The following is a 10,524-nucleotide window of genomic DNA, read 5'->3' on the forward strand; positions in this document are numbered from 1 at the left end:
TCATCACTACGCGATGGCCCACCCACAACACGGGTACGACACGCCCGAGCTGCGGCTACGCCGCCTCACCGAATGTCCACCACCCCACGGGACTTACCCTCGACGATTCTGCCTTGGATCGCCAGTCCGGTGCGACACGATCGTGGAGCACGCGAAGAAGCGGTTGGTGCCGGGATGCACGGCGAGGAGATGGTTGGTACAAAATTCAGGAAGGGGCAATTGTCGCGCTCCGCGAAGCTCGTATGAAACGGTGGCTACCGGGATCTGTACGAACCGAGCAACATAGGAGCGCAGGTCGACAAATGGTTCGAGTAGCCGGTCGCTGAACAGCGCGCCTGGCTTTCGCATTCCAAGTCTGTTCACGCTTCCCTGGTGAGCCGGATGCCCGGCAGCGTAGCGTCCGCTCGTGGCATATCGTGAACCACACGGTTCGGTGTGGGAAGGAAATGATGGTGTGCTCGGCTTAAACTCGGTGCCTGCTTCGAGTCTCCGACCTGAGGCTTGGGAGCGAGTCTTGCCGTGGCTAGTCGGCTACGTATCCTCCAAGGCCGCAGTTCTCGAAGAAGTCGGCCCATCGGATGACTGGTGGTTCGAGGACTCGCCGACGATCACCGCGGACGAGGTAGACCTTGCGAAGCTGACGGACGATCTCGCTGAATTGTTCGTCCAGAACCATTCGAAGCTGGCTTTCGTCGACTCGTTTCCGACACTGAAACCCGAGTTGAGAATCGGCGTGCTCGGCCTATCTGCGAGGGGCCTGACTGCGGTAGGGCGTCTGGGATCGAGCGACACGATCGGGCTTCTTCTGAGGTGTTCGGTAGAGACGTTGTTCGCGATCCGTGGAACCAGTGAAGACACGATTGCGGACATCGTCCGTGGTCTGATGAGAATAGCAATCCTTGACGACCCGTTCGCGCTGCTGCAGGAATCCGACGGGGAGCCGCAGGAAAGCCCAGTGGTCGTGCAGATGGTGGACGATCTCGAGCACCTGGCAGGGTGGCAGCGGGTCCGAGGGCGACCGAACCACCCGTTCCTGACCATCCACATCGACGCGGAAGCCCCGCTCGAGGTACAACAACTCGCACAGCGCTTGTCCGCGCTCACGGCGGAAGATTTCCCCGCGCCACCGTCACAGGATCCCGTCGACGAGATAGAGAACCTTCTCGAACAGCTCGATGATCGCGAGCGTCTCGTGGTAGAACTGCGCCTTCTTTCCAGCAGCCCGGTGACACTCGGTGCGTTAGGGGCGAAACTGCATCTGTCGTCAGGACAAGCCAGGAATGTCGAACAGGCCGTCAAGCGCAAAGTCGCATCGGCCTGTGTGTACGGCACTGCGGTCGGCAACCTTCTCGCGAGCTTAAGGGTCGAGATACAGCCGGTAGCCTCGCTCACCCGTCTAATCGTCGTACACCCAGACCTGGCGCGGACCGTCAAGTCGGTGGACACACCTCTCTGGTTTGTGCTCGATCGATTCGACGACATGTTCGAGGTGCAGGGGAATTGGGCTGGTGCGCCGAGCGTCAATGTCGCGAAAGCTCGCACGCAGTCTCTGCTAGAAGACCTCGAGTCGCCGAACGGCGTGGTTCGGCTTTCGGAGCTGTCCGAACTCGCGGGTTTGACCTCCGACGAATTGCGCGCTTGGTTGGCTGCGTGCGACGTTTCAGTCGTAGGTGATTCGGCCCTCACCCCTCGAACGTTCGGCGATCGGGCAGTCGCTGCGCTCGAGGTCGTCGGCGTCCCGCAGACAGCCGAAGCCCTGGCGACCTTGGCCGACTCCCGCAAGCCCGCTGAAGCTATCACCCGCCAATTGTCCCAGGACTCCCGCGTCGTGCTCGACTCGTCGTCTCGCTGGATGTTGAATGACTGGATCTCCGCGCTGCCCCTGTCGGCCGACGACCAACCTGCGGAGGCGGACTTCGAGACCGAACCACTCTCCGGGCGAGTGCGGCGGCGCTCGAACGGCGGGGTGAAGTCGCCGGATCTCACGAGGCGTCTTCATAGGCTCGACGGCGGTTGGTCCTACCGACTGACTGTGACAGCGGACCAGCTCCGCGGTTCAAGCTTCGCAATTCCGGCGGGCGTGGCCGCGGCTCTAGGTTGCAGCCGGGGATCGTCCCTTGAACTTCACAGCCGCTTAGGAGCCCAGACGCTTCGGTGGACCGGAGCGCAACCGACGTGCGGAACAATTCGACGTTTTCTCCGGGAGCTGATAACGAAGCCGGGGGATGACGTATTCCTGTATTTCGACGTCGACGGCGGGTTCGACGTGGTTCCCGCCGTCAAACTTGAACAGAGTGCCCCGCCGTTACGCAAGGCTCTCGCCATAATCGGTCACCGTGACCCGGAGTCCGTTGCCGACGGTGACGTGCTCGGCATACTTGCTGAAGCCATCGGACAACCGACCGAGACCCGAACCCGGCGCATTCTCAGTTCTTACTACGCGGGGAGTGACCCAGCGGTGCATTCGTATCTTGAACAGGCTTGGGTGCATCATTCCGATGATTGACGTAGTTCCTACCGTCGCAACAATCACCGCGGGGGCCGATCCTTCGGTGGTGAAAGCTATTGGCTTGCATCACACCTTGTCGACTGCCGTCGCCGACTTGATTGATAACAGCCTGGATGCCGGTGCGCGGAATGTGACTATCCGCTTCGTTCAACAAAACTCGGAAGTCGTGGCACTTCGGGTATACGACGACGGTTCCGGAATGGACGCCGACGCGTTGCAGTCCGCCATGGTGTTCGGTCGTCAGCGTCAGTACGGCGAGGGTCAACTTGGGGCCTTCGGAGTAGGGATGAAAGCCGCGTCGTTGAGCCAGGCCAACTCCCTGGTGGTGTGGTCGAGAGCAACATCACCGGCCAAGCCATGTGCACGCACGATCGCCGATCGATCGAGACCGCATGAGATTGGGGTCATTTCCGACACTCGTGCGGCCGCCGAGCTCGACGACCCTCGCCCACGTTTCGAATTCAAAACCGGGACGATTGTGGAAATGCGGGGCCTACGTACCTTTCTGCGAATCGATGACCCGCAAGAACAGATGGCGTGGTTGGAAGACGTCAGACAGGACTTGCACGCTCACCTCGGGATCGTGTTTCATCGGCGACTTCACGCCGGAGTGAATATCTACAGCGATGTTTTCGACATCGATGCGGGACGCCCGGGTGCGGTGACGAAGATTGTCGCAACCGACCCCTTCGGATACGACGGCGCCGCCGGATCGGCGTTCCCCGCCACGCTGTCCCTCGATCTCGACGGCGCACACGCAAGCGTTACGGCCCACATCTGGCCGGCGCGAAACACGTCGGGTATGTTCCGCCTGTTCGGTGCACCCGGTCGAGAAGTTCAAGGGCTCTTCGTCTATCGCGCCGACCGCTTGCTGCAGATCGGTGGCTGGAGCGGAGTGGTCCGGCCCCGGCCCCACTACGGACTTGCCCGAGTCGCAATCGATTTGGATGATGTTCTGAGCAAGCATGTTGTCATAAATACCGAGAAGTCAGGCGTCACAGTCGACGCGACGTTCGGGTCTGCGCTGCAGCGAGCAATGGGTGACGTCGGCTACCTCGATGCCGCCGAGACCACGGCGAGAAATGCGCGTAAGACCCAGCCGCGTCCGGTGGCGATCGTCGAGCTTGCGCACGGGATATCTGAAGACGTGTTGCTGGAATTCGAGGACGCTTTCACTCTCCGTGGGGACTATGACCCAGTTGCCGTTCGGTGGCGCGCCTTGGAGCCGGATAAGTTTTTCGAGGTGGATCTCGAGCGTCGGGAATTGTTGCTGAATGCTCGATTGAGGAGGTCTCTGCTCGGCCGACGAAGTCGAAATGAGCACGATGCGCCACTTATGAAGACCCTGATTTACCTCTTGACTCAAGATATGTTTGCAGCGCAACGGCATTCGGCTCGCCAGCATCAGCAGATGCAGGCATGGCAGGACGTATTGATGGCCGCTGTCGGTGCCGAGATCGCTATTGCTTCTTATCAGGACGACAAGACGGGTGGAGACAAGGGATGAGTTTCGATGCTGTGCAGGAAGCGATTTCTCGGGAACTGAACGGCAACTTCGCACCATCGTTGTTGCTCCCTCCGATCAACGCGCGTCTGAACAAAAGCCTAGACATCGCAGACGTCATTGCCTACTTGGTGGACGATAAGGCTGCACAGGTCCGATCTGCTGCAGCGTCTGCATTCCAGCACTGGGACGCCGAACCCACCCCTGTGTGGGCACCGGGCACGTCGCCGAAGACCGCCCAGCGCCGTCATCTGATTTATGCGCTCCTAGACATCCCCGGAGAGGCGTTCGCTCACCTCGACGCTGCGATTCCCGTAGACGACGGACTGGTGGTCATTACTGCCCCTCAACCGTGGGACCCGTGGTATACCGCAAAACGACGCCGCGAGCGGACTTTCTATTGGGATGCGTACCAACGGGTATTGGCGACGAGCGGATGGAATTCAGTTGCGGTGTCCAAGCTGAGCATTGCGACCTCGGAGGTGGTGTCACGTCTCGCCGATCCGACTCGCGATGAGCCATATCAGTCGAAGGGCTTGGTCGTCGGTTATGTCCAGAGCGGCAAGACAGCGAACTTCACTGGAGTCACAGCCAAAGCGATCGACGCCGGTTATCGGCTCATCATTGTGCTGACGGGCACCATCGAGCTGCTCCGAGGACAGACGCAGCGTCGCTTGGACAAGGAACTCATCGGCGTTCAGAACATCGGGGCGTCGGACGACTACGTCAATGACCAGGAGTGGGTAGCAGGAAGGTTCTTAACGCATGACGTTGACCCCAACACATCGAACGAGATCCCGGCGATCCGACGGCTCACCGGTTTGTCGTACGATTTTCAGCGGCTCGGAAACGGTCTCGGTGCACTGCATTACGAGTTCGTGGACCACAAGAAGCCGCTGAATCACCCGGAGAACCTCTTCCCGTCCAACGTCAGAATCGCTGTAGTCAAGAAGAACTCGGCTGTACTGAAGAAGTTAGTCGAGGACCTCGGACGTATTCCAACCCCTCTCGATCAGATTCCTGCCTTGATCATCGACGACGAGGCAGACCAGGCGTCGGTCAACACACTGAACCCGGACAAGTGGAAAGCCGACCAGATCGAAAGAACTGCGATCAACGCCCGCATTGCCGACTTAATCCGGGTACTCAAACGAGGTCAATACGTCGGTTACACCGCCACACCGTTCGCCAACGTCTTCGTCGATCCGGTGGACACGGAGAACATCTTTCCGAAAGACTTTATTCTGAGCCTCGAACGTCCCATCGGCTACATGGGCGGTGCCGATTTTCACGACTTCGACGACGATACCCCCGACGACGATAAGACCCCACGTACTTCGAACGAGAAGGCTTTCGTCCGCTTTCTTTACTCGGGATACGACGACGAGGGCCGCCGCGAGGAGCAGCAGCGGGCGCTGGACTCGTTTGTCATTGCGGGTGCCATGAAGTTGTATCGAGAAAGCAAGGGCGCGAAGCCGTTCGAGCATCACACCATGCTCGTGCACGAGTCGCGATTGAAGGGCGATCACAAGGCGTTGGCCGACGAGTTCAAGCTGTTGTGGCGGAACTCGACGTACAGCCAACCGGTCAGTTTGGCGCGTCTCGAGAAGTTGTGGACTGAGGATTTCAAGCCCGTGTCGGCGGTTCGAGCCGAGGAGGGAGTTCAGTCACCAGCAACTTTCGCCGAACTCGAGGATTTCATTGGGGATTGCGTCGGGCGTGTTGCGACGGGCCTGTCACCGGTGATTGTCGTCAACGGGGACTCGGACACCGAATATGACCAAGATGAGTTGAATTTCGAGCAGCATGGGGTCTGGAAGATTTTGGTGGGCGGTGCGAAGCTGAGCCGGGGATTCACCGTTGAAGGGCTGACCACTACGTATTACTCGCGACGTACGAACATGGCAGACACGTTGATGCAAATGGGTAGATGGTTCGGATTCCGGCGCGGATACCGCGATCTTGTTCGCCTTTACGTCGGCCGCAATGTGCCGGGCCCGGCGGGCAAGCCGACCGACATGTACCACGCCTTCGAGACGATCGTGCGGGACGAGGAGGAGTTCAGGGCGGAGCTGCGGCGGTTCGCCATCACGAACAACGAGGGGGAACCGATGATGACCCCTCGTGACGTGCCGCCGATGGTGTTCCAGTCGCAACCCTGGCTGAAACCGACTGCAGCCAACAAAATGTACAACGCGGAGCAGGCGTACCGCGGCGTGGGCGGCGAGCCGTTCAGCTTCACGATGCAGCCTCCTCGCGGAAACGGTGACAACAACAAGGCTCACTTCGATGCGGTGAAGCCCCTTTTGCAGCAGCTCTCGGAGCCTGGAGTGTTCAACGTGTCCAGCAGTCGGGGCGGAAATCGAACATTCGACGCGCTATACGGGATTGTGCCCGCCGAGGCGGTTCGCGATGCGGTGAGAAAGTTCGTCTGGGACTCGAACTGGAAGTTCGGTCCACACCTGGAGGCCATGGACACCGCAATTAAGAATGGTCTTCTGGATGAATTCGTTGTCCTACTTCCAAGGCCGCGGACCCGACCTGCCGTGCCCATCAAGGGTTGGGAGGGGACGTTGCCGCTTGTCAATCGTCGCCGTCAGGACCGTGACTACCGGACCGGGTTTACCGGGACCGCAGTGCGTGAGCGCGAAGTCATCGCGCATATTGCTGGTAGCCCGGAGAAGAACGGGGGACCCCTCGCCGCGAAGCTGCACACGCCGACGCGCGGCGGAATGATTCTGGTCTTTGCCAACGACCCGAACCCGCGATTCAGAGGGAAGGCGAAAACCGGACCGGTTAACCCCGTCGACTTCGCCACCCTGTTCTCCTATGCGCTCCCGTACGCAGCCGAACCCACCCCGCGTGTTGGATTCCGCGTGAAGAAGGATGGGCAGGATGCGATCGTCGACGCGACGTAGCGTACTCCTCGATCGAAAGAATGGTGCCTCGTGGCCAAGGTAATCACCACCATCAGCCTCAAGGGCGGGGTGGGCAAGACAACTGTGACGGCGGCTCTCGCTGAGTTCATGTCGATGGAGTTCGGCCAACGCGTGCTTCTGGTCGATTTGGATTCACAGATCAATTTGACGACCATGCTCATCGGCGAGGAAAAATGGTTCGACTTGAACCAGGAAGGCCTCACGATCGCGACGATGTTCAGAGACGCGATCGAGGAAACCTCGAACTTCGACGTCAAAGCATCCATTCAACGGTCGGTCTCCACCGTCAAAGGTGGCCACCGTGTCGATCTTCTGCCCTCGTCACTGGATCTGATCGACTTGCAGGAGCAGCTGAGTGCGTTGCGGATCAAAAGCGGTTCGCCGACGGCAGGTGTCGACATCCTTCGGAGCGCCCTGAAGCCGGTACTGGGCAGTTACGATTATGTGTTGATCGACTGCCCACCGAACGTCGGCCCCATCACGCTCAACGGCCTCGCATTTGCTGACGGGTACATCATCCCGACGATCCCGGATGTGCTGTCCACATACGGAATTCCCCAAATTCAGACCCACATCGCCAAATTTGGGGACCAGCTCGATCGCAAGATCGTCGAGTTGGGATTGGTGATCACGAAATACAAATCGAACTCCGCGATTCACAAGTCGATGGTGAAATCGTTGCGTCGAGATCCCCACATCCAGAATGTTCTGCCTGTCTACCTCGCCGAGTCGAACGCGATCGCTGCCGCCGCGGTGAACAAAACCTTCGGAACCTTGAAGGTCAAATACGGCAACACTGGACAATACGACCAATTACGTGACATCACCCAGCACATCCTCACGGAAGCACAGGCGAAGCTATGACCGACGCGGATACCCGTCAGAGAGTGGACAACCAGGAGCTGGGCGGCGCGCTGCTCAAATTGAATGCTAAAGACGAGAGCGCGGCCTTGCTCTTGACCAAGCTTTTTAAGGTCGTGGCCGATGAGGCCACCCGTACGCCTCGATTCGCCAAGGCTCTCGTCGACGTCGTTGGTGCAGTGCCGGTTGTGGGCGACGACGGTGTCACCGCAGACCCGGTGCACCGCCCAGCCCCGAGAAAGCGCTCGGCTGCTCCCAGGAAGGCTGTCCGCGCTGCTGGAGAATTCGACCCCTTCGAGGTGTTCGCCAGCCTCGGAGTGGACGGGCTCCGTAGCAAGCTGAGTGCGCTGAGCCTCGAGCAGCTCAAGGACATTATCGCCGAGCAGGAGATAGACCCGCATCGCGAGGGCGCGCGCAAACGCAAGGCAGAGGTGTTGGTGGAGTGGACAATCGAGGCGGTCAAGGCCTCATCTTCCAAGGGCAGCGTGTTTCGCTGACGAAGGACTGAGATGGTACGGCTATCGGAATAGGGGCGAATTTCGGTCCGTGCCACTGCCGTACCACGTCCGCGCATTGACCGTACCGCGACTCACGGCCACCCGCCGACCGTAGTCGCCGTCAGTCCTACAAGGCAGCGTTGTTGTCTGAGGTGTCGATTATTGTGGCGCTAACGACCTGAGAGAGGCTTGAAGTGGACGAGAACGACAACGTGATTCCGTTTTGGACGCTGGCAACGAAGGAGGTTGAGCCACCTTCTGTGAGGAGCGAGCTGTCAATGACACCAGCCCGGCTGGCCGAAACGCGGACCGCGTTAGCCGCACTAGTGGAGGCACCCCTTGCAACGTTGGAGGCTCACCCACTGCCGAAGGGTGCGAACCTCTCCGGTGGTATTCCTCTCGAAAGCGCGAGCCCCCTCGCAACCCAGCTGTCACAGCTGATTTCGTCTTCCAGATCGAGCACGGGGCAAACGCTGCAGTCGAATGGCGAGACGCTATACCGAATGGTAGTACCGGCGAAGGTTGCGGGTCAGGTCGGAAGTGGGCTGGCGAAGTCAATGCCTTCGAAGGCCGTGGCGGGTGGTGTGCACGGTGCCTTTGTAGGACCACGGGGAATTGTCGGTCAGGCCACGTACGTTCCAGTCGCCGGTAATGCTGCAAAGGCGGCGGGTGCCGCAGCCGTCGGCGCGACAGCACTGACAGTCGCTGCGCCGCTCGTGTTGATTGCAGTAGCGGTGGGTCTGAATGCCCGGGCTGAGCGCAACCGGCAGGAAACAACAGACAAGATCGTTGGCCTGCTGGAGGTGCTGAAAGACAACGCGCTGGCGGGTGAGCGGAATGCGCTCAACGCCTGCGTCCCCATCATTGAGACCGCCTCGGCTGTGCTTCTCGACGAAGGCAAGGTGGGTGCCGCGCTAGGGCTGGACACGGCGGTTTTTCAGATCAATGTCGGCCTCGCCACCGCCGAAACACGTCTCAATGCATGGGAAGCCGCGCTCGACGGGTTCAAGGACGGTCGCACGGAACTAGGGCCGCTGAACAAGGCCTTCTCGGGAATCGGAGGCGAAGGCGGCGAGTTCCGCGCGCACCTGGAGCTGGCGAAACTGGCGATCGAATTAAAACAGCGCGTCTTACTACTGCAAGCAGTCGATCAGGCCCAGTCGGATCCCGGAAATCTATTCGAGCGGTTCACTCGCACGCTCAAACAACACGGTAATCGTGTCGTGGTATTGCAGGAACGAATTGTCAAGCTGCTCAGGGGACTATCCAGCCTTGAGATCGACCGCGCTCGCGGTGTTCGCGATTTCATGTTTACTTCCGGTCAGGTCGACGAGCTGCTGCGTACGAGCCGGCGCGTCCACCAGCTAAAAGATTCGGTCGGTTATGACGGTCCGCAGCCCGACCTCGCCATTGAGATAGCCCGCAAAGAAGACGGGTCGTTGATAGTTCTTCCTGCCCTCACTGCCTGAGTGAGCCTCGGACCGGACCCTGGATCCGGTCGGCAAGCGAAGGCCGCGAAACGATATGAAACCGTCCGGCGGCGAATTGAGGTTTCGCCGGATGGTGAACATCGAGATAGCGAAATCGTTGGTGCCGTTGGAAGGATATTCTTTTCCCCTGCGAGCGAAGGACGTTCACGACCGAGTGCAAGGTCGAGGCTGCCCGTCGGGAGATCGATTCCGGCCGGACCATCGCCCAGACTGCGGGGCTCAGTACACATCGGAGGCGGTTAGGCAGGCCTGTGAGCATCACGGCTGCCCCGCACAATGGGCGAGACCGGGATTTGGTGGGACAACTCTCGTACCGGAAGCTTGTGGGCGACGTTCAAACGAGCTCATTACGACTGCCACACTTTCACCCATACGACGGAACCCTTTGCTGCAATTGCGAGTTAGATGGACATCTACAGCTGACGACTGGATATCTACAGCTAACGACGCAGGCACCCAACGACGGAGATGCTCAGCCTCCGCATTTACGAGAAGTCGCTGAACGCGCCTGTCATGGCCGCGAAGCCACTGTTCGGGGGAACCATACTCGAACACCAGAAGCCATCATTTTTGTAGGGCTAGACGGGGAAGTAGGCCCTTGCCGGAACTGCCGCAGCCTGAACCGGATATCGGTGGACGACCTCACGTGTCGGTCTGTGTACGACCTGACGTGTCGGTGTCCGGCAGGTTCATGATGCCGGTGCCTCCACTGGTGTGACAAGCC

6 protein-coding genes are annotated in these 10,524 nt (G+C 59.7%); all 6 read left to right on the forward strand.

Features of this window, described 5'->3' with window-relative positions:
- Positions 1 to 406 precede the first annotated feature (406 nt).
- The 6 genes from CH268_RS04155 (at position 407) to CH268_RS28130 (ending at position 9,779) form a co-directional block, all read left to right on the forward strand.
- Positions 407 to 2,506 (forward strand): hypothetical protein, encoded by a 2,100-nt coding sequence (locus CH268_RS04155; protein WP_255182286.1) that lies wholly within the window; start codon positions 407 to 409, stop codon positions 2,504 to 2,506.
- Positions 2,499 to 4,016, forward strand: coding sequence for an ATP-binding protein (locus CH268_RS04160; RefSeq protein ID WP_094662511.1), 1,518 nt, complete (start codon positions 2,499 to 2,501; stop codon positions 4,014 to 4,016). The genes CH268_RS04155 and CH268_RS04160 overlap by 8 nt, the downstream gene beginning before the upstream one ends.
- Complete coding sequence (locus CH268_RS04165) at positions 4,013 to 6,931, forward strand: Z1 domain-containing protein (RefSeq protein WP_094662513.1); 2,919 nt, start codon at positions 4,013 to 4,015, stop codon at positions 6,929 to 6,931. The genes CH268_RS04160 and CH268_RS04165 overlap by 4 nt, the downstream gene beginning before the upstream one ends.
- Before the next feature lie 30 nt (positions 6,932 to 6,961).
- Positions 6,962 to 7,816 carry a ParA family protein gene (locus tag CH268_RS04170; protein ID WP_094662515.1) on the forward strand — a complete coding sequence of 285 codons (855 nt, stop codon included), beginning with the start codon at positions 6,962 to 6,964 and terminating at the stop codon, positions 7,814 to 7,816.
- Complete coding sequence (locus tag CH268_RS04175; protein WP_094662517.1) at positions 7,813 to 8,310, forward strand: hypothetical protein; 498 nt, start codon at positions 7,813 to 7,815, stop codon at positions 8,308 to 8,310. The genes CH268_RS04170 and CH268_RS04175 overlap by 4 nt, the downstream gene beginning before the upstream one ends.
- A gap of 716 nt (positions 8,311 to 9,026) precedes the next feature.
- A complete protein-coding gene (locus CH268_RS28130) occupies positions 9,027 to 9,779 on the forward strand; it encodes a hypothetical protein (protein WP_255182287.1) in 753 nt (250 codons plus the stop codon).
- Positions 9,780 to 10,524 lie beyond the last annotated feature (745 nt).

It is taken from the genome of Rhodococcus sp. 06-1460-1B, assembly GCF_002258475.1.
GTDB classification, from domain to species: Bacteria; Actinomycetota; Actinomycetes; order Mycobacteriales; family Mycobacteriaceae; genus Rhodococcoides; species Rhodococcoides fascians.